Below are 24,958 nucleotides of genomic sequence, written 5' to 3' on the forward strand. Positions count from 1 at the left end.
TGATGGCAATATGCCATCAGGAGTTATTCACCATATAAATAATTGGATAGCGTATATAGTCGCTCTGTTAAATAATCTCTCAGTTAAAATATTGTCGCTGTAAAAGCGTATTCGCTTCATCAATCAACTTTTCTATTGCCTTCTGGCTGGCGTCGACATCCCGGCGTTCCAGGGCTGAAAGCAACTCGTCATAGTGATACGTCGCTTCTTTAATGTCATTAAGCTCCTGGTGCAGATAGTTAATGCACGGCCCGATGCGCACCCAAAGCTGTTCAATTAAGGCATTAAGCGTGGGCATTTCCGCGTACTGGTAAAGCGTAAAGCGGAAAACGCGATTCGCATGCAGTGCCTGCTGCACGTTTCCGTTGCGCATGGCCTCATGAAACGCTTCCGACAATTTGCGCAACGTCTCCAGCTTTTGTTCAGACATATTCTGGCAGGCTGCGGCAACCGCCATGGGCTCAAGTTGCTTGCGAATAGCGTTGATTTCGTTATAACGGTCCAGCGTGACCTCCGGCACCAGAAATGCCTGTGCTGGCGTGGCATGTAATGCCCCTGCTGACACCAGACGCAGCAGCGCCTCGCGTACTGGGGTAATGCTGGTTCCTAATTTATCGGCGATCTCTTTCGTAATCAGTCGTGCACCAGGTTTAAGGGAGCCCGTAATTAACGCTCCTTTCAAACTGAGTTCAACTTGCATGGTAAGACTGATCCTTTGGGCTTTTTCTAAGTGATCCAAATCAAGCATGTTCAATTCCTGTAGCTAAAACTTAATGCTATTTATAAACGTCAGTTTTAATAAAACGACGCTGGTCCGATATATCCTGTATCGTCATGCCTGGTGGTGGGAAGTACGTAAAACAGCCAAAAATGCAAAATGTGTTTTTTTATCGGTTTCGGGCTCATCCGGGATGATGGCGCGAAAAGCCATGTCCGTTAATTAAAGACAATATATCGTATCTTCACAAATAAATATGGCGGGAAACCCCGCCATAGTGCTGTTTATTTATTGTCACCCGCGACGTGAATCACGACTTTGCCGAAGTTTTTTCCTTCCAGCAGGCCAATCAGCGCCTCAGGCGCGTTCTCCAGCCCGTCCGTCACCTGTTCGCGATAGTGAATTTTGCCCTCCTGCACCCAGCGCCCCATCGCTTCCTGAAACTCATGAATGCGGTGACCGTAGTCCTGGGCGATGATAAAGCCCTGCATCCGAATGCGTTTCTTCAGAATGGTGCCCATCAGAAGCGGCAAACGGTCCGGCCCATCAGGCAGGCCCGTTGCATTGTAACCGCTCACCAGGCCACACACCGGCACGCGCGCGGAGGTATTCAGCAGCGGCAGCACGGCGTCAAACACTTTCCCACCGACGTTTTCAAAATAGACATCAATGCCTTTCGGGCAGGCGCGTTTCAGCTGCTCAGCGAAATCCGCCGCGTGGTGATCCAGACACTCGTCAAACCCGAGAATCTCAACGGCGTGGCGGCACTTTTCTGCCCCACCGGCTACGCCAACCACCCGGCAGCCTTTAATTTTGCCAATCTGCCCAACGGTCGCGCCCACAGGGCCCGTCGCCGCGGCCACCACCAGCGTTTCGCCCGCTTTAGGCTGCCCGATATCCAGTAACCCCATATAGGCGGTAAAGCCCGGCATCCCAAGAATGCCCAGCGCCCAGGAAGGATGTGAAGGATTGTCGCCCAGCTTCACCAGGCCGCTGCCGTCTGACAGTTCGTACTCCTGCCAGCCGCTGTAGCCCAGCACCCACTCCCCGGCTTTGAAGTTGGGATGATTTGACTGCTCAACGCGGCTAACCGTTCCCCCCACCATCACCGCACCAATCTCCACCGGCGGAGAATAGGATGGCGCATCGCTCATGCGCCCCCGCATGTAAGGATCCAGCGACAGCCAGACGGTGCGAAGCACCAGCTGCCCCGCCTGAGGTGCAGGAACAGGCTGCTCTTCCAGACGAAAATTCTCCACCACCGGCGCACCCTGTGGACGAGAGGCCAGCACCCAGCGGCGATTTTGCGAAACAGATTGATTCATCAGGAACTCCTTCTGGTACAAATGTCATTACAGCCTGGCTCACGATCGGCATTATCGCCTTAACATTACGAGGCAGACTGGTTAAGCCGGACCACAAGATAGATACAGGTTTCATTGGTTTCGTTGATGAAACGGCAGTCGTTTGGCGGCCCCAGTTCCAGACAGTCTCCGGCCTTCATCTCGTGGCGGGTATCGCCCTCCTGAAATACCAGCTCGCCGGACTGCAGCCAGATAAGCTGACGTGCGAGCGCGTATGACGACGCCGGCATCGGGACATCGCTTCCCGCTGGCAGTTCAATCTGGACGAGGTCGATAGGCAGATCGGTACGCGGGGAAACGTGGCGACGAAGATAGTGCGTTTGGGGATCGCGCCAGACGGGCTGGTTTGCCAGTCGCAGGAGTTTTCCCTCCTGCATCTCGGCTCTGGCAATCAACGTTGACATGCTGATCCCAAACGCGCCGGACAGGCGTGCCAGAAGGGTTGCCGTCGGGCTGCTGTCTCCACGCTCTATTTTGTGGATCATGGCGCGAGAAACGCCTGCCCGCTCAGCCAGCTCGCTCAGAGACCATCCGCGAGACTCGCGTTCAAGGCGAATTCTGGCGCTAATGCGTTGATTCATTGTGTCTGTTATTGTGCTCATGACGTCATACTATAGTGTATGGACGGCATTTCAATGGGGTTCTAATAACAAAAAAACAGGCTTTATGACGTAGCGCTCTTAGGAAGCAGTTGTGTAATATCGTATCTATAACGTAATACTATAGTGAACAACACACAGAGGATTAATCATGATCGTTCGTCATGCCTGCAAGGAAGATTGCGCCGCGATAGGAGAGATCTACAACCACGCGGTACTGCATACTGCCGCAATCTGGAACGATAAAACCGTCGATACCGATAACCGAATCGCGTGGTTTGAGGCCCGCACGCTCGCGGGTTACCCGGTTCTGGTCAGTGAAGAAGACGGTGTTATCACCGGCTACGCCTCTTTTGGCGACTGGCGCGCCTTCGACGGCTTCCGTCATACGGTTGAGCACTCGGTCTACGTCCACCCGGCCCATCAGGGCAAAGGGATTGGCCGCACGCTGATGAAGGCGCTGATTAACGAGGCTCGCATCATCGGCAAACACGTGATGGTGGCCGGCATTGAGGCGCAAAATGAGGCCTCAATTCACCTCCACGAAACGCTCGGTTTTGTCACCACGGGGCAGATGCCTCAGGTGGGCACCAAGTTTGGCCGCTGGCTGGACTTAACCTTTATGCAGCTTCAGCTGGACGAACGCAGCGATCCGGACGCTATCCCATGAATCAGTCACTGACGCTGGCGTTTCTGGTGGCGGCGGGGATCGGTCTGGTGGTGCAAAACACCTTAATGGTGCGTATCACCCAGTCCTCCTCCACCATTCTTATCGCGATGCTGCTGAACTCCCTGGTCGGCATTGTGCTGTTTGTCAGTATTCTGCTGCTGAAGCAGGGCGTCGCCGGATTCAGCGAGCTGGCCGCAACGGTGCGCTGGTGGACGCTGATCCCGGGGCTGTTGGGGTCGTTTTTTGTATTTGCCAGCATTAGCGGCTACCAGAACGTGGGCGCGGCGACGACCATCGCCGTGCTTGTGGCAAGCCAGCTCATAGGCGGGCTGGTTCTGGACGTACTAAGGAGCCACGGCGTTCCGCTGCGCGCCCTGGTAGGCCCGGCGTGCGGCGCGGTGATGCTGGTCGTGGGGGCCTGGCTGGTGGCGCGACGCCAGTTTTGATCGTTACAGTATGGTGCCGCCTTTGGTCAGCTGTTCTTCACGCGCGTCCATCTCCTCCTTATGCTGCTTGCCGTGGTGTGAAATCGCGGTACGCAGACGCTGCTGCTGGGTGTAGCGATCTTCACGGCTGAGATCGGCATCATCGCTCAGTTCAATCAGCAGTTCATTCATGTGGGTAATCACGCTCTCTTCAATGGCGGCATCCACACGGGCGGTAACTTCATTTAAATGTGACATTGTCACTCCTTGTTAATTGCCGGGTGGCGGCTACGCCTTACCCGGCCTACAGGGGAACCGTAGGCCCGGTAAGCGCAGCGCCACCGGGCAACAAACTAGTTCAGCTTCGCTTTGGAGAAATCGCTGCCCATCAGGCTCACGCTGTATCCGGTCACGTTGCTGCGGGTCGCGTAAAACGTTTTGCCGTTTGCCAGCGCGATCCACGGCGCCTGCTGGTAGAAGATCTCCTGCGCCTGGCCGTACAGTTTCGCACGCTCGGCCGGATCGCTGGTCAACTTCGCTTTTTGCACCAGAGCATCATAACCCTTATCGCACCAGCGCGCGGCGTTTGATCCGGTTTTAATGCTGTTGCAGCCCAGCAGCACGTCGGCGAAGTTGTCCGGGTCGCCGTTATCGGACATCCAGCCAAACAGCGCGGAATCATGTTCGCCTTTACGCATTCCGGAGAGATATTCCCCCCACTCGTAAGAGACAATTTTGGCATTCACGCCGACTTTCGCCCAGTCGCTCTGGATCATCTCCGCGATACGACGCGAGTTAGGGTTATACGGACGCTGAACCGGCATTGACCACAGTGTGACTTCCGCCCCCTTCTCCAGACCCGCCTGCTTCAGCAGCGCTTTCGCTTTTTCAGGATCGTAGCCGTAGTCCTTCAGGTCTTTATTAAAGCCCAGCATATTTGGCGGGATCGGCGATTTTGCCACCGTGCCAGATCCCATAAAGACCGCATTAACGATGGCCTTCTTGTCGGTCGCGTAGTTCAGCGCCTGGCGCACCAGCACGTTATCGAACGGCTTTTTCTCGGTGTTAAACGCCAGATAGCCGACGTTCAGCGCATCGACCGAGTGCAGCGTCAGGTCTTTGTTCTTTTTAATCACGTCAAACTGGACCGGAGACGGCGCAGGAATAATCTGGCATTCGTTGGTCTGCAATTTCGCCAGGCGGGTTTCCACGTTTGGCGTGATGGAGAAGATAAGATGTTTGGTCGGCACCTCGCCATCCCAGTAGTTTGGGTTAGCGACGTAGCGGATCAGCGAGTCTACCTTGTACTGCTGCAGCACATAAGGCCCGGTACCAATTGGCCAGGTGTCCACATTCTCCGGCGTGCCTTTTTTCAGCATCGCATCGGCGTATTCGGCGGAAAGAATCGAGGCGAAATCCATCCCCCAGTCGGCCAGAAACGCGGCGTTTGGTTCACTCAGGGTGAACTGGACGTGGTAATCATCAACCTTTTTAACGTCCTGAATCAGCTTATCGAGCCCAACGTCGTTAAAGTATTCGTAGTTGCCCTGCGAGACATTGTGGTACGGATGCTTAGGGTCTTTCTGACGCATCACCGAGAAAATAACGTCATCGGCGTTAAAGTCGCGGGTTGGTTTGAAGTATTTGTTGCTGTTGAACTTCACCCCTTTGCGCAGGGTAAACGTATAGGTCTTGCCGTCCGGTGAAATTGTCCAGGATTCCGCCAGAGACGGGACCGGGGTATTTTTCACCGGATCGAAATTGATCAGGCGGTTGTACAGCACCTGAGAGCTGGCGACAAAAGACGGGCCGGAGCTGGCGATTTGCGGGTTGAACGATTCGGGGGAGGCTTCCGAGCAGTAGATAAGGGTGTCGTTGTTTGCCGCCCATGCGGCACCGGCTGGTAAAAGAGCGCTCAGCGCAAGGGCGAGCAGTGTTTTCCCTGTAGACATGGTTATAACCCTGACAGTTTTATTATATAGGTCAGTAATAACAGCACAGCCGTTATGACCTGGCAAATAACGAAACACTATCAGGTTATTCTAAAGCCGCGTTTTTTGCCGATTTAACCGTCAGCGCCCAAAACCGTGATTTGCCTTAAGGGCCATTATTCGTCAAGCACAACCGTCATTTTCTATGCCGCAAGAAATCGGCGCTTTTAGCGTCTCTTCCTCCGTTTGGTTGCTTCCTCATTTCGTTAAAGTAACGGTGTGAAGAAGTATATGGGATCAAATCGTGGCAAAAACTCTTTTACGCAGCGGTAATCTGGATGATTTTCAGGCCGTTGGCGGCGGCGGACAGGCCGTTTTTGAATCAGCGTTACAAATCCGGGAAGCGCTCCGGTTGCGCAAACAGCAGGCCATAGTGGACTGTCTGGCTATTCCTCAGGTCAACGACAGCGGTGACCGCGTGGACTGGTACTCTCCTGTTGAAGGGAGCGTAACCAGCTGGAAATCGGCCGATGAAGATGACCGCTATCGCGCCCTGCGCTATCTGGAAAATACGCTCGCCAGCGTGGAGTCGTTAAGTAAGAAATGCCTACAGTCGCCTAAAACCGCGCAGCAGCTTTTTGGTTCTCTGCTGTCGAAGGCGTTTCAGTTCCCGGGTGAAAACTTCCTCTTCCTGGTAGACGGAAAGCCGGTCATCAGCTTCTGGGGGTTTGTAAACCTGAACGAAAATGCGCGCAACGATGTCCTCGACTGCCTGCGCGAATCGCTGATCCCCGAGCCCGCGCCCGTTGTGATTGAAGATCCCGAGCCGGAGCCTGAGCCCCAGCCCGTTATCACCTTTGAAAAAGCAGACGAGCCGCTGGTAGCCCCTGTCGCCGCCGTGCGCATTACGCCGGAAGAACTGTATGAGCCGGAGCCCGCGCCGGTTGTTGCGCAACCTGCCCAGGAGCCTGCGCCTGTTGCCGTCACGAAAAAGCGCCGCGTCCCCCTGTGGACGCTGCCGGTTGCCGCCGTGATCGTTGCCGCCATTGCCGCGCCGCTGCTGTGGCCAAAACAGGGCCCTTCGGCAGAGCCCGTCCCTGCACCGGCTCCAGAGCCCGTGGCTATTGCACCACAGCCGATTAAAGCGGTGGAGCCGCTGGCCATGAATTTACCGCTGCATCAGGCTGAGGTCGTAGCAAGTAAAGAAAAAGAACCCGCTCCTGCACCTGAAGCCGCGCCGGTGGTGATTGTTCCAATCCCGAAAGATGCCATGGTGATGGAAGCCAGTCAGGTGAAAGCCGGGTCAACGCGCTTCCTGAACGGTACCTGGCGCGCAGTTCTCGACGTGAAAGATCCGGTCACCGGCAAGCCGCCGTCCATGCGCTATCAAATCCAGAACAATAAAGGTTTCGCCCGCGTCGTGCACGGCGACAACGTTGTCTGCCGCGCGGAGATCTTCTCCGGGCTGCACAGCAATGGAGAGCTGATGATTAAGAGTCGCGGCACCGCCCGCTGCACCGACGGTTCCCGCTACCCGATGCCGGAAGTCGCCTGTAAAGCCGGGGCCAGCGATATCGCAGAATGTCGCGCGCGTTATGATGCCAATACCGTCGTCCCACTGACGTTCAAGAAAGCAGGTGCCTGATCCTATGCTGGTAAATCTTTGCGACTATAAACAAAGCGTCACGCTTATTGCCAACAGCGGCGTGCAGTTCCTGGATTTCGGTCTGACACCGCAGGACACCGCCAGCAACGGACGCTTCGTACGTAAAACCGCGAACGGCCCCCTTTTGCGACTCGATTTCGACCTGGTGAACGGGCGCTATACCCTGCCGGGGACGAACGGCGGGCAGCCTGAAGTGGTTAAACCGGAAACGACGATCCCGCTGCATCAGTCCCTTGCCGTGCTTGACGGCGTCTGGCTTCCCGTTCCCTTCCTGCGCTTTAACCCACCGCGGACCTTTGTGGAAGGACCGGATAACTGGGCGCGCGTTCAGGTGCGCAAGCTCGATAAGCCCGACACGGCAGGCAACACGCACCGCGTCACCCTCGCGCTCGACAGCCAGATCGCGGAACATGCCACCTCCGCCCTGTCGCCGGTTGAAAACGATATTCTGAACGGAACCCGCTTTGCGCTGGCCTGGCGGGATAATGAGGTTGAAAGCTTCCTCGACCAGACCTGGATTGACGGCTGGCTGCGCGAGGCGTTTACCCAGTATGCCGAGGGCGTTGAAAACCGCTCTGAACGAGACCTGCATCAGGCGATGCGCAGTTTTGAATATCAGGCCCACTGGCTCAACCTGCTGACCATGCTTGGCGAACAGCTCACCGTGCCGGAAGTGAAATTTGTCACCCATACGCTCAGCACGCCTGCCATTCCGGTCGACCTGATCCTCGACGTGGGCAACACCCATACCTGCGGCGTGATTATTGAAGACCACGGTGATGCAAACGATGGGCTTCGGCAGACCGCCGAGCTGCAGGTTCGTTCGTTAAGCGAGCCGCAGTTCCTCAACGAGCCTCTGTTCACCAGCCGTCTTGAGTTCTCCGAAGCGCGCTTTGGTAAACAGCACTTCTCGGTGGAAAGCGGTCGCGAAGATGCGTTTGTCTGGCCGTCGATTGTTCGCGTGGGTGATGAAGCCCGCAAGCTGGCGATGCAGCGTCTGGGAACCGAAGGTAATAGCGGCATCTCCAGCCCGCGTCGCTACCTGTGGGATGAAACACCGGTCGTGCAGGACTGGCGCTTTAGCCAGATGAACGGCAAAACCCAGCGTGAACCGCTCGCCACGGCGTTTCCGCTGATGAACCTGATGAACGATGACGGTGAGCCGCTGTTTACGCTACCGCAGGACGAACGGCTGCCGGTCTTTTCGCCGCAGTACAGCCGCAGCACGCTGATGACGCACATGCTGTGCGAGCTGCTGGCGCAGGCGCTGGGTCAGATCAACAGCGTTGCCACGCGCCTGCGGCTGGGCTTCCCGGCCTCGCCGCGCCAGCTGCGCACGCTGATCCTGACCCTGCCCTCGGCTATGCCGAAGCAGGAGCGCGAGATATTCCGTCGCCGCATGTTTGAAGCCATTGCCATCGTCTGGAAAGCGATGGGGTGGCACCCGCAGGATGAAGATTTTGCCACCCGCAAGCAGCAGGAAAAAAGCGTGGTGCCGGTCCCTGAGATCCAGATGGAGTGGGATGAAGCCAGTTGTGGTCAGCTGGTCTGGCTGTATAACGAAGCGATCTCCCGTTTTGGCGGCCAGACGGAAGCCTTTTTCGCCTCCCTCGCCCGCACGGATCGTGAACCCGAGCCGGGGGTGCAGCCGGACCGCGCATTACGCGTCGCCTCTATCGACATCGGCGGCGGCACCACGGATATGGCGATCACCCACTACCAGCTTGATGACGGCTCCGGTAATAACGTCAAAATTACCCCGCAGCTGCTGTTCCGCGAAGGGTTTAAAGTGGCGGGCGACGATACCCTGCTGGACGTGATTCAGCGCTATGTCCTGCCCGCCCTGCAAACGCAGCTGCAGAAATCCGGCATTGCTGACGCCTCGCTGCTGATGGCGTCGCTGTTCGGCGACTCCGGACGTATTGATACCCAGGCGGTACTGCGCCAGCAAACGGCACTTCAGCTCTTTATGCCAATTGGCCACGCCATTCTATCTGCCTGGGAAGCCAGTGACGTTGACGATCCGCTGGCGGGCCTGCATGCCACCTTCGGCGATCTGCTGCCGCAGAAGCCGACCCGCAACGTGATGAATTATCTCCAGCAGGCGATCGATCATGCCCTGCCGGCGGGCTCAGAAGCCTTCGACCTGTTCGCCGTGCCGCTGCACGTGAATTTCCGCGAAATGCAGGATGCAATGCTGGCCGGTCAGTTTACGCTGACCTCGCCGCTCCACGCTGTGTGTGAAGCGATTTCCCATTACAGCTGCGATATTCTGCTGATCACCGGGCGTCCAGGCTGCCTGCCGGGCGTTCAGGCGCTGATTCGTCACCTGCAGCCGGTGCCGGTTAATCGCATCGTCTGGCTGGATAAATACCAGGTGCACGAGTGGTATCCGTTCAGCCAGCAGGGGCGCATAGGCAACCCGAAATCGACCGCCGCGGTGGGGGCCATGCTCTGCAGCCTGGCGCTCGATTTGCGTCTGCCGCGCTTCAACTTTAAAGCCGCGGACATTGGCGCGTATTCCACCGTGCGTTATCTCGGCGTGCTGGATAACACCGTCAATACCCTGCGCGAGGAAAACGTCTGGTATCAGGATATCGACCTGGATAAGCCGGGCGCGAAGCTCGACGCGCGTCTGCACTTCCCGCTGCGCGGCAACGTCACCCTCGGCTTCCGCCAGCTGGCAAACGCGCGCTGGCCCGCTACGCCGCTTTATACGCTCAGCATCAACTCGGCTGAGCTGGCAAAAGCGATTGCCGGCGACGGCGTGTTGAACGTGCGGCTTAAGCTCTGCGGCGGCAGCAAGCAGGAGGGCCCGGAGGCCTTCGAGCTGAGCGATGCCTGGCTACAGGACGGCACGCCGGTAGCGCCTGACGCGTTAACCTTCAAACTGAATACTCTGGCCGATCGCCGACACAGCGGCAGCCACTATTGGATCGACAGCGGGAGCGTATACCTGAAATGACAGCGACGACGACCACCACTCAGGCCTTAATCGAGTGGATTAACGAGACGCGCCTGAACGCCCCTGTGCTGGATAACGATGCTGACGCCCTGCTTGCTCGCATCAACACGGCGCAGGCGCGGGAGCAGGCCATTGAACGCGCCCTGACCCGCCGTAGCAGCATTGGGCTTTACGGTCATTCTCAGAGCGCCAAAGCACACCTGCTGCTGTCGCTGTGCGGCAGCGGTAACGGGCGCCTGAACGTGACGCCGGGCCAGCGCACCTTTGACTATTTTTCGCATATCAATCCGGGACATGCCCTGACCAACATGGCCGTGCGCTTCACCCGCGACATCCCGGAGGTAGCGGATGAGGCGTTTCCGCTACGTCTGAGCCTCGTCACCGAGGCCGAACTGGTACAGCTGTTTATTGCCCGCACGACGCTGCACCCGCAGATGCGCGCGGTGGATAAAACGGTCATTGAGACGCGTCTGGAGAAATGGCGCGGCCTGCGCCAGCCGCAGGGCGTTCCCGGCATCACCGCTCAGGAAGTGGGTGCGATTGCCCGCTTCTGGCAAAGCACCGTACCCGCCGCGAAACAGCAAATTGACGATGCCCTGTGGCATGAGTTTGCCCAGCTGGTGCCATCGCTCGATCTCAGCACCCGCGCCAGCGTCTGGTCGCTGCTGTGGGGCGAGCAGCAGGAGTTAACCCAGCAGTGGCTGAAGCTTGCCCACGTGCTGCATCAGACCAGCCATGCCAGCGAGCTGGCTGCGCCGCTGAGCCTGCTGGTGGACAGCTTTGGCCTGCCCGGCGAAGGCTTCCTGACGCACGGCACCTTAACCCAGCAGGAGGCTCAGGAGACGCTGCTGCATCCGCTGAACAACGGTGAAATGCTCAACGCCATCAGCATCCCGGTCGACGTGCTTGCCTTCCTGACCCGCGAGCTGGCCTTGCCGGTTGAGAACGGAGCGCTGGATAATGTTGATATCATTGACATTCCGGTCTTTGAAGACCGCAGTGCCGATCCTTTAGTACAGGCTAAATGCCAGTGGTTGCTTGAACATTACCGCCAGCAGCTCCAGCCGGATGTGCTGGTGATCTGCAATGCGACGGCGCAGCACGAGCAGACTGCCCAAAAAGCAAAAGTGTTAACTAACTGGGTAAAAGAGACCCAGCCTGCCGAGGAGTCTGCCCTGCCGGGTCTGGTGTGGGCGATCACCCCGCATGACGCTCGCTTCACCACCCGACAGAATCTCGATGAAGCCGTACAGCATCTGCTTGGCAAGCCTGGCCTGCGCTGGGGAACACTGCAGGCGCTGGACAGCCACAGCATGCAGCGCGTCATTGAGTGGTTGTCTCAGGCTACGCTACCCGCACAGCGGCAGAAGCGTCTCGGCACGCTGAAAAACCTGCTGCGGCAGGAGATCGCGTCGCTGATGCAAAGCTACCTGGCGCCGCTGGTTGAGGAACCGGGTACGCGACGCGCTCAGGCCGAAAACATGGTGCGCACGCTGCAAAGCAGCGCTGCCCGTCACGGCGAGCTGCTTGAGGGCCTGCTCCCGCCGCTGAAAGCCTTTGAAACGCTGCTCGCCGTTCAGCAGCCGCGCGAGGAGCAGGTGAACGGACTGTTTACGGACACCATCGATCTGTTCGCCGATAACGCCCAGGAAAGCGCAGGACGGTTCCAGACAAAAGACAACGCGCGTCTGGCGCACAAAGTATGGATAAATCATCTGCGCCAGTGGAGCCGCAATGAAGCTACGGCCGCCCGTCTTGGGCTGGAGCCTGCGGTACTGCAGCAAATCGCGGATGTACTGGTGGTAACCAGCTATCGGCTTAATCTGCCGCAACAGCTTCAGCGAATTGTCGAAGCGGATAAAAGCAGCGCGGCGCAGCTGCACGCCGTGATGGGGAATTTCGTTGGCTGGCTGGGTTACGATCAGTCACCTGCAGCAGAGCGCCCCGCAAGCCGCATCCGCAAAGGTCAGGCAATCTTTGTTACGCCCGTCGTCAGCAGTGACGCACCGCGCCTGACGCGTCTGGGGGAACAGCCGGTCCATGCGGCCACCGCGTACGTTTACGACTGGCTGGTCGCACTCTATAGCCGGGCAATAGAGAATATTGATTATCAGCTTCCGCATGATGTTCAGCCTGACGCACGTCGGGCACTACGGACTTTAATCATGTAGCCGCCTTTTTTGCCGGGTGGCGCTGCGCTTACCCGGCCAACATTCCGCAACGATAATAAACTGCACAATAATCACGCCGCCATACACTCGGCTAACGTCTTTGCCAATGCGGACGGGTTTTCCCACGACATGGAATGCCCCGCCGCAGGGATAATTTTTACCTCAACGCCCTTCTGCTTCAGATTGTCTACATCATCATCCGGCAGTGAGAGCTCACCGAAAATCAACGTTACCGGGCAAGGCAGCGACAAAAATTGGGTTTCCCAGTCCGGCTCAACGCCCGCCACCAGGCTCGATGCGCCCCGCCAGACGGCATATGACGCGTTACTCTTCAGGCACCCTGCCCACGCGGTGGTTTCTGCGCCGAGCATGGCGTTATAGCCCTGTTCCAGAAACTGTTGTTCAGTTTGCGCTGCAATAGATCGGCTGAACATGCCCCCGCCCGCATGAAAATTGGGCTCTGACACCATCAATCCCTTTATGCGTGCTGCCAGCAGCCCTGCCGTTTCGATAGCAATACTGCCGCCCATGCTGTGGCCATATAGCCAAAAGGCATCCAGCTGAAGATGGTCAATCAGTTCCGCCACAACGCGTGCCTGGTCGGTGGTTTTATAGCTGTAATGGTCAGGTTTATCGCTGTAACCGCAGCCGGGCAAATCGATGAGAATCGCACTGCGCGCGCCAAACAGCGGGTCACAAACGACGCGGGGATATTCATAGGAAGAGGCGCAGCCCAATCCGTGGATGAAGACTACGGGATCGCCAGAGCCGGGCAAATCATGCCAGCGCACGGTGCAACCCGCATGCTGCGAGTAAAAACTGTTCATAAGCACTCCTTTTACGATGCACTGTTTATTTATACAGTCATCATAACTGGAATGCCATATTCATCGTTTAAAAATGGAAGGATGCTTCAGAAAAGCGAGACCAGCAGCGCAACGGGGAAACTCATCGGCCAGGTCGACCCTACCAGAAACGCGCTAAGCAGGCGAATGCGCTTGCGATCTTTAGAAAGGAACCAGGTAATTAATGCGCAGATGGAAGCCATGATTGCGTAAAAAACCAACATCTTTTGATACAACGTCATTCTGTATACCAGAGCCGAAAAAATAACCGCACGCAATATGCGTCATATGTTGACACAGATCAAGTTTTTTCGTTACAGAATAACCACTTAAAAATTACGGATAATAACAATTGAGTATCTTGTGTAACACTCATAGTGAAAAACAGGAAGGCCTGGCCGCACAAGCGACCAGGCAAGATGGGCCTAGTGTTTGATCATGACATGCCGCACGACCGTATAATCCTCAAGCCCGTACACCGACATATCTTTGCCGTAGCCGGATAACTTCATGCCGCCGTGCGGCATTTCGCTCACCAGCATAAAGTGGGTATTCACCCAAGTGCAGCCGTACTGCAGGCGCGCGCTCAGGCGATGGGCGCGGCCCACGTCTTTGGTCCAGACCGATGACGCCAGGCCGTACTGCGAATCGTTCGCCCAGGCCAGCACCTGCGCCTCGTCGTCAAATTCAGTAACGCTCACCACCGGGCCAAACACCTCTCGCTGAACAATGGCGTCGTCCTGCTTTGCCCCCGCCAGCAGGGTTGGCTGGAAGTAGTAGCCCGCCCCCTCTTTTTTGCTCCCGCCCGTGACAACGCGAATATGGCCGAGCGCTTTCGCCTCATCGACGGCCTGCCAGACGCGTGAAAGATGGGCAGCCGAGCTGAGCGGTCCCAGTTCGGTAGAGGCATCGTCCGGGACACCCATTTTAAGGCTGGCAACCGCTGCGCCCAGCTTTTCCACCAGTTGGGCATAGATGCCCTTCTGAGCATAAATACGACAGGCCGCCGTACAATCCTGCCCGGCATTGTAGAAACCAAACGTCCGCACCCCTTCGACAACCGCATCCAGGTCGGCATCATCAAACACGATAACCGGCGCTTTACCACCCAGCTCCATATGGGTGCGTTTAATGGAGGACGCGGTATGGCCAATGATATGTTCCCCGGTAGCAATTGATCCGGTCAGTGAGACCATACGGACTTTCTCATGGCCGGTAAGCGGGTCGCCCACCGTTTTACCGCGACCAAACAGGACGTTCAGAACGCCTGCCGGGAAGATATCTTTTGCCATCTCTCCCAGCTTCAGCGCGGTCAGCGGTGTGATTTCTGAGGGCTTAATCACCACGCAGTTCCCTGCCGCCAGCGCGGGGGCCAGCTTCCAGGCCGCCATCATCAGCGGGTAGTTCCAGGGGGCAATAGAGGCAACCACGCCCACCGGATCGCGGCGGATCATAGACGTGTGCCCGTCAAGGTACTCACCGGCTGCCAGCCCGTTCAGACAGCGGGCGGCCCCGGCAAAGAAACGGAAAACGTCGACAACTGCCGGAATTTCATCGCCCAGCACGCAGTGCAGCGGCTTGCCGCAGTTGAGGGATTCGAGCCGGGCAAAGTCCTCCCCATGCGCTTCAATCGCATCCGCCAGCTTCAGCAGGCACTCGGCGCGGGTTTTCGGCGTGGTTTGCCCCCATGCCGCAAATGCACGGTCGGCCGCATGAACCGCCGCGTCGACCTGTGCCGCAGACGCTTCAGCAATCTCCAGCAGCACCTCTCCGGTGGCCGGGTTATAGACCGGCTGTTTTTCTCCCTCTCCGGTTACCAGCTTTCCCTCTATCAGCAGTTGTGTTTGCATAGCATTGTCCTGTTGAAATCACTGTTATTTCCCGCTGCCGGCGATGTTCTCGCCGTCGCGGGTTAGCCACCAGGCTCCCAGAATGGGGATAGTTGTCACCAGCATCACCAGCAGTGCTACCACGTTGGTGACCGGCACGTCGCGCGGACGACCAAGCTGATTGAGCAACCACAGCGGTAACGTGCGCTCGTGTCCCGCCGTAAACGTTGTGACGATTATCTCGTCAAACGACAGGGCAAACGCCAGCATTCCCCCGGCCAGCAGCGCGGAACCCAGATTGGGCAGCACCACATAGCGGAAGGTTTGCCATCCGTCGGCCCCGAGATCCATCGACGCTTCCACCAGGCTCCAGGAGGTGCGTCTGAACCGGGCAATCACGTTGTTAAACACCACCACCACGCAGAAGGTGGCGTGCCCAACCACGATGGTAAAGAATCCTGGTTCCAGGTTGATTGTTTTGAAGGCCGTCAGCAGCGCCAGGCCGGTGATGATCCCCGGTAACGCAATCGGCAGCAGCAGCAACAGCGAGATCGCGTTCTTACCAAAAAACTCGCTTCGCCACAGCGCCGCTGCAGCAAGCGTGCCAAGCACAAGGGCTATCGCGGTGGATAGCGCTGCAATCTGAAGTGACAACGTCACGGATTCAATAATATCGCCGCGACCCGCCGCCGCGCTAAACCACTTCAGCGTCAGCCCCTGCGGCGGAAAGCTGAAGGCCGCGTCTTCGGTATTAAAGGCATAGGTCGCGATAATCAGCAGCGGGAAGTGCAGGAAGATAACCCCTCCCCAGGCGGCCACTTTCAGGAACAGCGGTGCGCGTTCAGAGTGCATCGAATGCTCCCAGACGCTTCACGAACGCCAGATAGAGTGAAATCAGCACGATGGGCACCAGCGTGAACGCGGCGGCCATGGGCATATTGCCAATGGCACCCTGCTGCGAGTAGACCATGTTACCGATGAAATAGCCCGGCGGGCCTACCAGCTGCGGAACGATGAAATCCCCCAGCGTCAGGGAAAAAGTGAATATTGAACCTGCCGCAATACCCGGGATCGCCAGCGGCAGAACGACGTAGCGAAAGGTCTGGCGCGGGCGCGCGCCGAGGTCGGCTGAGGCCTGCAGCAGCGAGGCAGGCAGACGTTCCAGCGCCGCCTGAACCGGCAGGATCATAAACGGCAGCCAGATATAGACGAAGACCAGAAACCGTCCCAGCCCTGAGGTGGACAAGGTGTTGCCGCCAATCGCGGGTAGCGTAAGGATCGAGGTCAGGATCGGCTCCAGCCCCATATGATTAAGAAACCACTGCGCCACCCCGTCCTTCGCCAGCAGCAGCGTCCAGGCGTAGGCTTTGACGATGTAGCTTGCCCACATAGGCAGCATCACGGCGATATAGAAGAATGCTTTCCACCTGCCGCGGGTGTATCGCGCCATGTACCAGGCCATCGGGAGTGCCAGGATGGCGCTGGCAATCGTCACCGCAATCGCCATCGTCAACGTGCGCAGGATAATGTCGTAGTTTGCCGGGTTGAAAAGCGCCTGAATGTTCGCCAGGGTCAGATCCGGCGTGACGGCCATGGTGAAATCGTCAAAGGTGTAAAACCCCTGCCACAGCAGGGTAAGAAGCGATCCCAGATAGACGATGCCAAACCACATTAGCGGCGCGAGCAGGAGCAGAAACAGGCCGAGCGACGGTTTACGCCAGAACAGAGCCGTCACGCGGCTTACGCGGCTGCGGGAGACGGGAGGATGCGCAACGCTCATAGCCATTTCACCTCTCCTCCTGCAGGCGAATCATCGCCTCGCGTGACCACGACGCCGTGACCGCCTGCCCCGGCGCAATGCCGCTCAGCGGCGAAGTTTCACTGAGGTTGGCCTGGCTTACCAGCAGTTTGGCACCGTCGGCGAGCTTCAGCTCCAGCCGCGTGGCGGCCCCCTGATACTGAACGGCCTGCACGACGCCCTGAACCTGAACGTCTCCGCCCTCATTAAGGCGAATATGTTCCGGACGCAGGGAATAGCTGCCTTCCATGCCGCATATTTTCTGCGCCAGACCCGCATCGAAGACGTTAGAGGTGCCGACAAAACTGGCGACAAACGGCGTGCGCGGACGCATGTAGAGATCGCGCGGGGTGTCCACCTGCTCGATGCGCCCGTTATTGAACACCGCGACCCTATCTGATATGGATAGGGCCTCGCCCTGATCGTGGGTGACAAAAATAAAGGTGATGCCGAGTTCCTGCTGAAGCTTCTTCAGCTCGAACTGCATCTGTTCCCGCAGCTTGAGATCGAGCGCGCCTAACGGCTCGTCGAGCAGCAGGACGCGCGGTTCATTCACCAGCGCCCGGGCAATGGCAACACGCTGGCGCTGGCCGCCGGAAAGCTGCGAAGGCTTGCGGGCGACGGCAAAGCTCAGGCCCACTTTTTCCAGCGCATCACGGGCCTGCGCATGGCGTTTTTTCTTGTCGATGCCTTTGACCATCAGCCCGTAGGCGACGTTATCGAGGATCGACATGTGTGGGAACAGCGCGTAGTCCTGAAAGACGGTGTTCACATCCCGCTCCCAGGGAGGCAGTTCGCTCGCCTCTTTACCGAAGATAGAAATCGTGCCGCCTGACAGCTGCTCAAAGCCGGCAATCAGACGCAGGCAGGTGGTTTTGCCGGAGCCAGAAGGCCCCAGCATGGAGAAAAATTCCCCGTCATGAATCGCAATGGTGACCCCATCCACCGCCCGCACGTCGCCGTACAGCCGGGAAACATTGTTAAACTCTACTGCGTACGTCATGTTCAGCTCCCGGACGATTAACGGCCGCCCATAATGGCGATGTAATCCTGCGTCCAGCGGCTGTAAGGTACATATTTACCGCCTTCCGCGATGGGGGTTTTCCAGAACATGATTTTGTCAAAATAGTTATAGCCATTGGTTGCGCAGCCCTTGTCGCCCAGCAGCGTGCTGGCCTTACATCCTTCAGCCACGACGGGCAGCGAGCCAAACCATGCCGCCAGATCGCCCTGCACTTTCGGCGTGAGCGACCAGTTCATCCATTTGTAGGCGCACATAGGGTGTTTTGCCTGCGCGTGCAGCATGGTGGTATCCGCCCAGCCGGTTACCCCCTCTTTCGGGAAGACGGTGGCAACGGGCTGGTTTTCAGCCTTCAGGGCATTCGCCTGATACGGCCAGGCGCTGGAGGCTACGACGCCTTCGTTTTTGAAGTCGCTCATCTGGACGGTGGTGTCATGCCAGTAGCGGTGGATCAGCGCATGCTGGTCACGAAGCACCTTGAGCACGGCGGCATACTGTTGTTCAGTGAGCTGGTACGGGTCGCTAATACCCAGCTGCGGCTGCGTGGCTTTAACGAACAGCGCGGCATCGGCGATATAAATCGGGCCGTCGTACGCCTGCACGCGTCCCTGATTGGTTTTACCGTCCGGCAGATCCTGTTTGGTAAAGACTACGCTCCAGCTGTCCGGCGGCGTCGGGAAGGTTTTGGTGTTGTACATCAGCAGGTTTGGCCCCCACTGATACGGCGTGCCATAGACCTTGCCGCCTACGTTAAACCACTCGCCCTTCACGATGCGCGGGTCGAGGGTTTTCCAGTTAGGGATAAGCTCGGGGTTAATCGGCTGAACGCGTTTGCCCATGATCAGGCGCAGGGAGGCGTCACCTGAGGCGGTGACCAGGTCATATCCGCCTTTTGCCATCAGGCTGACCATTTCGTCGGACGTGGCCGCCGTTTTGACGTTGACCGCACAGCCGGTCTCTTTTTCAAACTGGGTGACCCAGTCATAATTTTTATCCGTCTGTCCGCGTTCGATGTATCCCGGCCAGGCGATAATATCCAGACGACCTTCCCCGTCGCCGATGGCCTTTGGTGGTTCTGCGGCTTGCGCGGTCATGATAGTCATGCCGAGCGCGCACAGGCTGCTGCGGGCAAATTTTTTGCTCATAAGGGTTACTCCTGTCGCAATGAAATTTAGCGGCAGCCGTGCCGTAAAAATATCTCCCTTATTAAACGTAGACCGCACGTATGCGCCGCACCGTTCGGCTTAAGGAAATTTCATCAAGGTGTGACCGAGGACGCATTCCCCGTTAACTGGATTATAGACAAGGAGTTAGACGCGAAGGCCGGTATGCAGATTTCATATGATACGGCACCGAAAAATATTCGCCGTGCCGTCGTCAGGATAAGAAATGATTATTTAAATAACGAGGGAAGGATTATTCCAGCATCGTGCTAATTAATTTACCTAACTGAATGACCGCCTGCTCTTCCCGCTCGCCCCATGCCCAGGACGTATTAAAGCGGAAGAACGGCGTCCACGCGTCAGAGGTGGAAAACATCTTTCCAGGCGCAATGCTGATGTGGTGCGTTAAGGCCTTTTCGCTGAGCAGGCCCGCGTCCAGCTGCGCCGGAAGTTCCAGCCATAAAAAGTAGCCGCTGTCGTTGTGGTGAATTTTGACGCCGGCAGGCATATGGCGCAGAAGTGACTGCCAGGCCTGCTGTTTCCGCTCGGCGAGCGTGCGTCGCAGGCGGCGCAGATGGGCGTCGTAGCGCTTGGTCGCCAGGTAGTCCACCAGCGCCAGCTGCATGGGAGAACTGGTTGATAAGGTGCTCATCAGCTGCAGCTGCTGAATGCGTCGCGCGTGTTTTCCTGCCGCCACCCAGCCGATGCGAAAACCGGCCACCAGGCATTTTGAAAAGGAGGAACAGTGCAGCGTCATCTCCTCCCGGTCCCAGGCTTTCGCCGGAAGGGGTTTTTCCCGGCCAAAATAGAGCTCGCTGTAGACATCGTCCTCGATCAGGGTGACGTTGTGCTTCGTCAGGAGCGCGACCAGACGCGCTTTTTTCTCCGCGCTCAGCGTAAAGCCAAGCGGGTTTTGGCCGTTAGTCATGAGCCAGCAGGCTTTTACCGGGTAGTCGTTCAGCGCCTGTTCCAGCGCATTCAAATCAATACCCTCCCGCACGTCTGTGGCGACCGACAACGCTTTTAGCTTAAGGCGCTCCAGCGCCTGCAGCGCGCCGTAGAAACAGGGGTTTTCGACAATCACCCAGTCTCCTGGCTCTGTCACCGCCTGCAAACTCAGGTTCAGGGCTTCAAGGGCGCCTGCGGTAATGACAATTTCGTCCGGCGAGATGTTCATCCCCTGCTGCGCGTAGCGGCGCGCAATGGCGTGACGGAGTTCAGCGTTACCGGGCGGCAGGTTCTCAATCACGCTCATTGCGGTAGCGGTTTTACTGACGTTTGCCAGCGAGCGGTTGAGCTGCTGAAGCGGGAAAAGTCGGGGGTCGGGAAAGGCGGAAGCGAAAGGAACAACGGACGGATCGCGGCTGGCCTGTAAGACCTCGAAGATATAGGTGTTGATATCTACCGCTTCATCACGCATCACCTGGGCAGGCGGCGCAGGCTGTTGTGCGGTCGGGCGCGAGGCAACGTAATAGCCCGACTGCGGCCTGGCGACAATGCGCCCCTGGCTTTCCAGCATCTGATACGCGTGGCCAACGGTCATAAAGCTCATGCCGCTGCTTGCCACCTGCTCTCGCAGGGAAGGCAGCTTATCGCCCGGCAGCCATACGCCAAGCTCAATCTGCGAGATAATTTGTTGCGCCAGACGCTGGTATTTTTTCATCAGATTCTCCTTATTGCCGACAGTGTATATCAGCAGGAGAAAAAGAGAAGATTTTGCTAACTGTTATAGTCTGGAAGATGAATTACTTACGGTATTCGGTCACGTGGCTCTGAGCAGAGCGTGCGGCGGCCAGGTGGTCGAGCGTAATCATCGGCGATTTGCAAAAAATGCATTTCGCGCCAAACGGGTTTTTCTCAGACACGTCAAAGGCTGAGGTACGGTACTGCGAACCATGGCAGCATGGGCAGCGAAAATGGATATAAGAAGTCATAGGATTCTCCTGAAACGTAAAAACGTAAATTACTAATGGGCCGATTGGGCATAATGGTTTTAAACAAAACTAATCGGAATGTAGATAAAGACCCAAGAGAGGCTGCGGAGAGGCACAACGTGATGAGAACTGCTTTATAAAACTACGTCAGATATTTATTTGGACTCAAAACCAGATGACCATTAACGCACGGCGGTGACGACATAGCAAGCAGTTTAATGCGTAAAAATCATAAAAAGAATATTTTTATTCCACAACTGCGAGGTATATCAGATGGCTAAAGGGTGAAATTTACGCTAACTGTTATGGTTAAAATTCGCTTTTCTGCGTCTGCTCCTCCGATCTTTGCCCCTATACCATAACAGCACACCGTTTGACATTGAGGCTGTGCATGTTTGGTTTAGATGCTTTTCACCTTGCACGGATACAGTTTGCCTTCACCGTATCCTTTCACATTATTTTCCCGGCCATCACCATCGGCCTGGCAAGCTATCTTGCCGTGCTCGAAGGGCTGTGGCTGAAAACAAAAAATCCGGTCTGGCGCTCGCTGTACCATTTCTGGTCGAAGATTTTCGCCGTCAACTTTGGCATGGGCGTGGTCTCCGGGCTGGTGATGGCCTACCAGTTTGGCACCAACTGGAGCGGCTTTTCACAGTTTGCGGGCAGCATTACCGGCCCGCTGCTGACCTATGAAGTGCTTACCGCCTTCTTCCTCGAAGCCGGGTTCCTCGGCGTGATGCTGTTCGGCTGGAATAAAGTGGGGCCAGGTCTGCACTTCTTCTCCACCTGCATGGTGGCGCTGGGCACCATTATCTCCACCTTCTGGATCCTCTCCTCGAACAGCTGGATGCAGACCCCGCAGGGCTACGAGATCGTCAATGGTCAGGTCGTGCCGGTGGACTGGTTCGCCGTGGTATTTAACCCCTCCTTCCCCTACCGCCTGCTGCATATGTCGATTGCTGCATTCCTGAGTAGCGCCCTGTTTGTCGGTGCATCCGCGGCATGGCACCTGCTGCGCGGGAATAATACCCCCGCCATCCGGGCGATGTTTTCGATGGCGCTGTGGATGACGCTGGTTGTCGCCCCCCTCCAGGCCCTGGTTGGCGATATGCACGGGTTGAACACCTTAAAGCACCAGCCCGCCAAGATTGCCGCCATTGAAGGCCATTGGGAAAACCCGCCGGGCGAGCCTACCCCCCTGCTGCTGTTTGGCTGGCCGGATATGGAGCAGGAGCGCACTCGCTTTGGACTGGCGATCCCGGCGCTGGGTAGTCTTATCCTGACGCACAGCCTGGATAAACAGGTCCCTGCGCTCAAAGAGTTTCCAAAGGAGGATCGCCCTAATTCCACCATCGTTTTCTGGTCGTTCCGCATTATGGCGGGCTTAGGGATGCTGATGCTGCTGCTTGGGGTAGCGGCGCTCTGGCTGCGTTATAAAAAGCGGGTTTATTCTTCACGTCCGTTCCTGTGGTTTGCGCTGCTGATGGGACCATCCGGGCTGATTGCCATTCTGGCCGGATGGGTCACCACCGAAGTGGGCCGCCAGCCGTGGGTGGTTTATGGGCTTCAGCGAACGAAGGATGCGGTTTCTGCCCATGGCGATCTGCATATGAGCGTGAGCCTGCTGGCCTTCTTCGTCGTCTACACCTCGGTATTCGGCGTGGGCTACAGCTATATGGTGCGCCTCATCCGAAAAGGGCCACAGCCGTATGAATCATTCGCCACCGAGGCCGACGGACGCCCGACGCGCCCGCTTTCTGCCGTCACAACTGAACAGAAGGAGCAGCCATAATGGGTATCGATCTTTCCATTATCTGGTTTGTCATCATCGTCTTTGCCACGTTGATGTATATCGTCATGGACGGGTTTGATCTGGGGATCGGTATTCTGTTCCCGGCAACGCAAAACGCCGACGATCGCGACGTGATGGTCAACAGCGTCGCGCCGGTCTGGGACGGCAATGAGACCTGGCTGGTGCTAGGCGGTGCTGCCCTGTTCGGCGCGTTTCCGCTGGCCTATGCGGTGATCGTTGATGCCCTCACTATTCCACTGACGTTAATGCTGATCGGACTTATTTTTCGCGGTGTGGCATTTGAGTTTCGCTTTAAAGCCACGCCGGCCCACCGTCCTTTCTGGGATAAGGCGTTTATTGGCGGTTCCGTTCTGGCGACCTTTACCCAGGGCGTGACGGTGGGTGCCGTCATTAACGGCTTTACCGTGACAGGCAGGGCCTATACCGGCGGCCCCTTTGACTGGTTTACCGCGTTCAGCCTGTTTTGCGGCGCGGGTCTGGTGGTGGCCTACGCGCTGTTAGGCTCGACCTGGCTGGTGATGAAAAGCGAAAACGCACTACAGCAGCGGATGCGTGAGGTGTCGAAAACGCTGTTAATCGTGCTGCTGGCGTTTATCGCGGCGATCAGCCTCTGGACGCCTCTGGCGCACCCGGCCATCGCGGCGCGCTGGTTTACGCTGCCGAATCTGTTTTATCTGCTGCCGGTCCCTGCCCTGGTCGTCATGTTTAGCCTCTACCAGTGGCGCTGCCTGAGTAATCCTGATAGCCATACTCGTCCGTTTATTCTGACGCTGGGGCTGATCTTCCTCGGCTTTAGCGGGCTTGGGATCAGCATCTGGCCGCATATCATACCGCCGTCAATCACCCTGTGGCAGGCCGCCGCCCCGACGCAAAGCCAGGGCTTTATGCTGGTGGGCGCGCTGTTGATCATTCCCGTCATTCTGGTCTACACCTTCTGGAGCTACTACGTCTTTCGCGGCAAAGTTCAGCCTGGGGAGGGTTATCACTGATGCAACAACCTGTCTGGAAAAGATTGCTGTGGCTGGCCATTATCTGGGGCGGCAGCGTACTGGCGCTGGCAGCGGTCAGTATGCTCTTCCGTATGCTGATGACGGCTGCCGGGTTTAAATCTCATTAAACTTCATTCCGGGCAGCCCTGCGTTGCCCGGCACCACCCCGCACTTTCAGATAAACCCCATTAACGCACCGCAGAGTATCGTTACACTGGTAAAAGATTCACAGAATTTATAATTTGAGAAGAAAAATGAAAAAGCTCATTGCGTTAAGTGTTATCAGCCTTGTCCTTAGCGGCTGCGTTAATCCTGGCAAAGCATCTGTTCAGCCGGATCAGCTGAAGAGCCACCGTTTTGTGCTGGAAAACGTGGACGGCAAAGCCGTGAAGGGGATGACCGCGCAGCCTGAGATCGCTTTTAACGCGCTTCCCGATATCAGCCTCGTTGATAACATTAGCGTTTCCGGCCAGATGTGTAACCGCTTCAACGGGCAGGGAAAGCTGTCCGAAGGTGAGCTAAAAGTTAAAACGCTGGCGATGACCCGCAAACTTTGTACCGAACCGCAGCTTAACGAGCTGGATCAGGCCATCGGCGACATGCTGCGCAAAGGGGCGCAGGTCGACCTGACTGAAGACCAGCTGACGCTGGCAACGGCCGATAAGACGCTGATGTTTAAGCGCGCGGAGTAATCAGTAGCTACCGCAGCTTCCAACGGCAAGCGACTGTTCACTGCAGCGTTTGCCGTTTGGCAAGGCGCACATCCCGATCGCCGAACCATCAAGCTGGCGGGCAACGGACAGCGAGCCGCCAATCATGGCACAGTTGGCTTGGCCTGAACTGGACATTGCCGCTTTCATTCCCGGCGCCACGTGGGCCGCCGTGGCCTGCTGAACAGGTTCACTGCTGCATGCCGACAACAATAACGCGGCACACCCTACCCAAAATGCTGAACGCATGCTCTCTTCCCCGTAAATAGTGCGAAACCTAAGCATAATAGGCATCACATCCCGTGTCGTCGAGAGCGGAAGTGCGTATTTATGCGCTACTGAAACAA

24 protein-coding genes are annotated in these 24,958 nt (G+C 57.1%); 9 read left to right on the forward strand and 15 right to left on the reverse strand.

The window, feature by feature from the left end:
• Window positions 1-79: 79 nt before the first annotated feature.
• From HBM95_12155 to HBM95_12165, 3 genes are all read right to left on the reverse strand, one after another.
• The gene (locus HBM95_12155) at window positions 80-748 is read right to left on the reverse strand and encodes a GntR family transcriptional regulator (GenBank protein NIH43685.1); all 669 of its coding nucleotides are present in this window, start codon (window positions 746-748) and stop codon (window positions 80-82) included.
• A gap of 254 nt (window positions 749-1,002) precedes the next feature.
• On the reverse strand, window positions 1,003-2,043 hold the full coding sequence (locus tag HBM95_12160) for an NADP-dependent oxidoreductase (GenBank protein NIH43686.1): 1,041 nt from the start codon (window positions 2,041-2,043) through the stop codon (window positions 1,003-1,005).
• Between the two features lie 65 nt (window positions 2,044-2,108).
• Window positions 2,109-2,684, reverse strand: a complete 576-nt coding sequence (locus HBM95_12165; protein ID NIH43687.1) for a helix-turn-helix domain-containing protein — start codon at window positions 2,682-2,684, stop codon at window positions 2,109-2,111.
• 148 nt (window positions 2,685-2,832) lie between these two features.
• Between HBM95_12165 and HBM95_12170 the strand changes: the two genes are divergently transcribed.
• Both HBM95_12170 and HBM95_12175 read left to right on the forward strand, forming a co-directional pair.
• Entirely contained in the window at window positions 2,833-3,351 is a 519-nt protein-coding gene (locus HBM95_12170) for an N-acetyltransferase (GenBank protein ID NIH43688.1), read from the forward strand.
• Entirely contained in the window at window positions 3,348-3,797 is a 450-nt protein-coding gene (locus HBM95_12175) for a DMT family transporter (GenBank protein ID NIH43689.1), read from the forward strand. The genes HBM95_12170 and HBM95_12175 overlap by 4 nt, the downstream gene beginning before the upstream one ends.
• Before the next feature lie 3 nt (window positions 3,798-3,800).
• Here the strand turns inward: HBM95_12175 and HBM95_12180 are convergent, their stop codons facing one another.
• Together HBM95_12180 and HBM95_12185 are read right to left on the reverse strand one after the other, a co-directional pair.
• Complete coding sequence (locus HBM95_12180; protein NIH43690.1) at window positions 3,801-4,034, reverse strand: YdcY family protein; 234 nt, start codon at window positions 4,032-4,034, stop codon at window positions 3,801-3,803.
• 95 nt (window positions 4,035-4,129) lie between these two features.
• A complete protein-coding gene (locus HBM95_12185; GenBank protein NIH43691.1) occupies window positions 4,130-5,728 on the reverse strand; it encodes an ABC transporter substrate-binding protein in 1,599 nt (532 codons plus the stop codon).
• A gap of 283 nt (window positions 5,729-6,011) precedes the next feature.
• Here HBM95_12185 and HBM95_12190 point away from each other — a divergent pair, with 283 nt between their 5' ends.
• Genes HBM95_12190 through HBM95_12200 form a run of 3 tightly spaced genes read left to right on the forward strand, consistent with a single transcriptional unit; the run spans window position 6,012 to window position 12,509 of the window.
• The gene (locus HBM95_12190; GenBank protein ID NIH43692.1) at window positions 6,012-7,352 is read left to right on the forward strand and encodes a ssrAB-activated protein; all 1,341 of its coding nucleotides are present in this window, start codon (window positions 6,012-6,014) and stop codon (window positions 7,350-7,352) included.
• A 4-nt stretch (window positions 7,353-7,356) separates the two neighbouring features.
• Complete coding sequence (locus HBM95_12195; GenBank protein ID NIH43693.1) at window positions 7,357-10,338, forward strand: virulence factor SrfB; 2,982 nt, start codon at window positions 7,357-7,359, stop codon at window positions 10,336-10,338.
• Window positions 10,335-12,509, forward strand: a complete 2,175-nt coding sequence (locus HBM95_12200) for a virulence effector SrfC (protein NIH43694.1) — start codon at window positions 10,335-10,337, stop codon at window positions 12,507-12,509. Before HBM95_12195 ends, HBM95_12200 begins: the two co-directional genes overlap by 4 nt.
• 71 nt (window positions 12,510-12,580) lie before the next feature.
• Here the strand turns inward: HBM95_12200 and HBM95_12205 are convergent, their stop codons facing one another.
• From HBM95_12205 to HBM95_12245, 9 genes are all read right to left on the reverse strand, one after another.
• Complete coding sequence (locus HBM95_12205) at window positions 12,581-13,336, reverse strand: alpha/beta hydrolase (protein ID NIH43695.1); 756 nt, start codon at window positions 13,334-13,336, stop codon at window positions 12,581-12,583.
• Between the two features lie 86 nt (window positions 13,337-13,422).
• Window positions 13,423-13,596 (reverse strand): GhoT/OrtT family toxin, encoded by a 174-nt coding sequence (locus tag HBM95_12210; protein NIH43696.1) that lies wholly within the window; start codon window positions 13,594-13,596, stop codon window positions 13,423-13,425.
• Window positions 13,597-13,779: 183 nt separating this feature from the next.
• Window positions 13,780-15,204 (reverse strand): aminobutyraldehyde dehydrogenase, encoded by a 1,425-nt coding sequence (patD, locus tag HBM95_12215; GenBank protein NIH43697.1) that lies wholly within the window; start codon window positions 15,202-15,204, stop codon window positions 13,780-13,782.
• A gap of 24 nt (window positions 15,205-15,228) precedes the next feature.
• Window positions 15,229-16,035: an ABC transporter permease gene (locus HBM95_12220; GenBank protein NIH43698.1), complete on the reverse strand. Its 807-nt coding sequence runs from the start codon at window positions 16,033-16,035 to the stop codon at window positions 15,229-15,231.
• Window positions 16,025-16,969, reverse strand: a complete 945-nt coding sequence (locus HBM95_12225) for an ABC transporter permease (protein ID NIH43699.1) — start codon at window positions 16,967-16,969, stop codon at window positions 16,025-16,027. The genes HBM95_12220 and HBM95_12225 overlap by 11 nt, the downstream gene beginning before the upstream one ends.
• Before the next feature lies 1 nt (window position 16,970).
• Entirely contained in the window at window positions 16,971-17,984 is a 1,014-nt protein-coding gene (locus tag HBM95_12230; protein NIH43700.1) for an ABC transporter ATP-binding protein, read from the reverse strand.
• Window positions 17,985-18,001: 17 nt separating this feature from the next.
• Window positions 18,002-19,147 carry an ABC transporter substrate-binding protein gene (locus HBM95_12235; protein ID NIH43701.1) on the reverse strand — a complete coding sequence of 382 codons (1,146 nt, stop codon included), beginning with the start codon at window positions 19,145-19,147 and terminating at the stop codon, window positions 18,002-18,004.
• 271 nt (window positions 19,148-19,418) lie between these two features.
• Complete coding sequence (locus HBM95_12240; protein NIH43702.1) at window positions 19,419-20,828, reverse strand: PLP-dependent aminotransferase family protein; 1,410 nt, start codon at window positions 20,826-20,828, stop codon at window positions 19,419-19,421.
• An 82-nt stretch (window positions 20,829-20,910) separates the two neighbouring features.
• Window positions 20,911-21,099 carry a cold-shock protein gene (locus HBM95_12245; GenBank protein NIH43703.1) on the reverse strand — a complete coding sequence of 63 codons (189 nt, stop codon included), beginning with the start codon at window positions 21,097-21,099 and terminating at the stop codon, window positions 20,911-20,913.
• A 391-nt stretch (window positions 21,100-21,490) separates the two neighbouring features.
• Between HBM95_12245 and HBM95_12250 the strand changes: the two genes are divergently transcribed.
• The 4 genes from HBM95_12250 to hslJ all read left to right on the forward strand — a co-directional run bounded on the left by HBM95_12250 (window position 21,491) and on the right by hslJ (window position 24,593).
• A complete protein-coding gene (locus HBM95_12250; GenBank protein NIH43704.1) occupies window positions 21,491-22,891 on the forward strand; it encodes a cytochrome ubiquinol oxidase subunit I in 1,401 nt (466 codons plus the stop codon).
• A complete protein-coding gene (gene cydB, locus HBM95_12255) occupies window positions 22,891-23,901 on the forward strand; it encodes a cytochrome d ubiquinol oxidase subunit II (protein ID NIH43705.1) in 1,011 nt (336 codons plus the stop codon). Before HBM95_12250 ends, cydB begins: the two co-directional genes overlap by 1 nt.
• Entirely contained in the window at window positions 23,901-24,029 is a 129-nt protein-coding gene (locus HBM95_12260) for a DUF2474 domain-containing protein (protein ID NIH43706.1), read from the forward strand. The genes cydB and HBM95_12260 overlap by 1 nt, the downstream gene beginning before the upstream one ends.
• Window positions 24,030-24,155: 126 nt before the next feature.
• Window positions 24,156-24,593: a heat shock protein HslJ gene (hslJ, locus tag HBM95_12265; GenBank protein ID NIH43707.1), complete on the forward strand. Its 438-nt coding sequence runs from the start codon at window positions 24,156-24,158 to the stop codon at window positions 24,591-24,593.
• Here the strand turns inward: hslJ and HBM95_12270 are convergent, their stop codons facing one another.
• Entirely contained in the window at window positions 24,594-24,860 is a 267-nt protein-coding gene (locus HBM95_12270) for a DUF333 domain-containing protein (GenBank protein NIH43708.1), read from the reverse strand. It abuts the gene before it with no gap.
• Window positions 24,861-24,958: the final 98 nt, after the last annotated feature.

The sequence above is a fragment of the Enterobacter asburiae genome, assembly GCA_011754535.1.
GTDB lineage: Bacteria > Pseudomonadota > Gammaproteobacteria > Enterobacterales > Enterobacteriaceae > Enterobacter > Enterobacter cloacae_N.

Bases quoted from the DNA above. Each gene is read 5' to 3' on its own strand.
- HBM95_12155 (NIH43685.1), bottom strand. From the start codon at position 748: ATGCTTGATTTGGATCACTTAGAAAAAGCCCAAAGGATCAGTCTTACC.
- HBM95_12160 (NIH43686.1), bottom strand. From the start codon at position 2,043: ATGAATCAATCTGTTTCGCAAAATCGCCGCTGGGTGCTGGCCTCTCGT.
- HBM95_12165 (NIH43687.1), bottom strand. From the start codon at position 2,684: ATGAGCACAATAACAGACACAATGAATCAACGCATTAGCGCCAGAATT.
- HBM95_12170 (NIH43688.1), top strand. From the start codon at position 2,833: ATGATCGTTCGTCATGCCTGCAAGGAAGATTGCGCCGCGATAGGAGAG.
- HBM95_12175 (NIH43689.1), top strand. From the start codon at position 3,348: ATGAATCAGTCACTGACGCTGGCGTTTCTGGTGGCGGCGGGGATCGGT.
- HBM95_12180 (NIH43690.1), bottom strand. From the start codon at position 4,034: ATGTCACATTTAAATGAAGTTACCGCCCGTGTGGATGCCGCCATTGAA.
- HBM95_12185 (NIH43691.1), bottom strand. From the start codon at position 5,728: ATGTCTACAGGGAAAACACTGCTCGCCCTTGCGCTGAGCGCTCTTTTA.
- HBM95_12195 (NIH43693.1), top strand. From the start codon at position 7,357: ATGCTGGTAAATCTTTGCGACTATAAACAAAGCGTCACGCTTATTGCC.
- HBM95_12200 (NIH43694.1), top strand. From the start codon at position 10,335: ATGACAGCGACGACGACCACCACTCAGGCCTTAATCGAGTGGATTAAC.
- HBM95_12205 (NIH43695.1), bottom strand. From the start codon at position 13,336: ATGAACAGTTTTTACTCGCAGCATGCGGGTTGCACCGTGCGCTGGCAT.
- HBM95_12210 (NIH43696.1), bottom strand. From the start codon at position 13,596: ATGACGTTGTATCAAAAGATGTTGGTTTTTTACGCAATCATGGCTTCC.
- patD (NIH43697.1), bottom strand. From the start codon at position 15,204: ATGCAAACACAACTGCTGATAGAGGGAAAGCTGGTAACCGGAGAGGGA.
- HBM95_12220 (NIH43698.1), bottom strand. From the start codon at position 16,035: ATGCACTCTGAACGCGCACCGCTGTTCCTGAAAGTGGCCGCCTGGGGA.
- HBM95_12225 (NIH43699.1), bottom strand. From the start codon at position 16,969: ATGGCTATGAGCGTTGCGCATCCTCCCGTCTCCCGCAGCCGCGTAAGC.
- HBM95_12230 (NIH43700.1), bottom strand. From the start codon at position 17,984: ATGACGTACGCAGTAGAGTTTAACAATGTTTCCCGGCTGTACGGCGAC.
- HBM95_12235 (NIH43701.1), bottom strand. From the start codon at position 19,147: ATGAGCAAAAAATTTGCCCGCAGCAGCCTGTGCGCGCTCGGCATGACT.
- HBM95_12240 (NIH43702.1), bottom strand. From the start codon at position 20,828: ATGAAAAAATACCAGCGTCTGGCGCAACAAATTATCTCGCAGATTGAG.
- HBM95_12245 (NIH43703.1), bottom strand. From the start codon at position 21,099: ATGACTTCTTATATCCATTTTCGCTGCCCATGCTGCCATGGTTCGCAG.
- HBM95_12250 (NIH43704.1), top strand. From the start codon at position 21,491: ATGTTTGGTTTAGATGCTTTTCACCTTGCACGGATACAGTTTGCCTTC.
- cydB (NIH43705.1), top strand. From the start codon at position 22,891: ATGGGTATCGATCTTTCCATTATCTGGTTTGTCATCATCGTCTTTGCC.
- HBM95_12260 (NIH43706.1), top strand. From the start codon at position 23,901: ATGCAACAACCTGTCTGGAAAAGATTGCTGTGGCTGGCCATTATCTGG.
- hslJ (NIH43707.1), top strand. From the start codon at position 24,156: ATGAAAAAGCTCATTGCGTTAAGTGTTATCAGCCTTGTCCTTAGCGGC.
- HBM95_12270 (NIH43708.1), bottom strand. From the start codon at position 24,860: ATGCGTTCAGCATTTTGGGTAGGGTGTGCCGCGTTATTGTTGTCGGCA.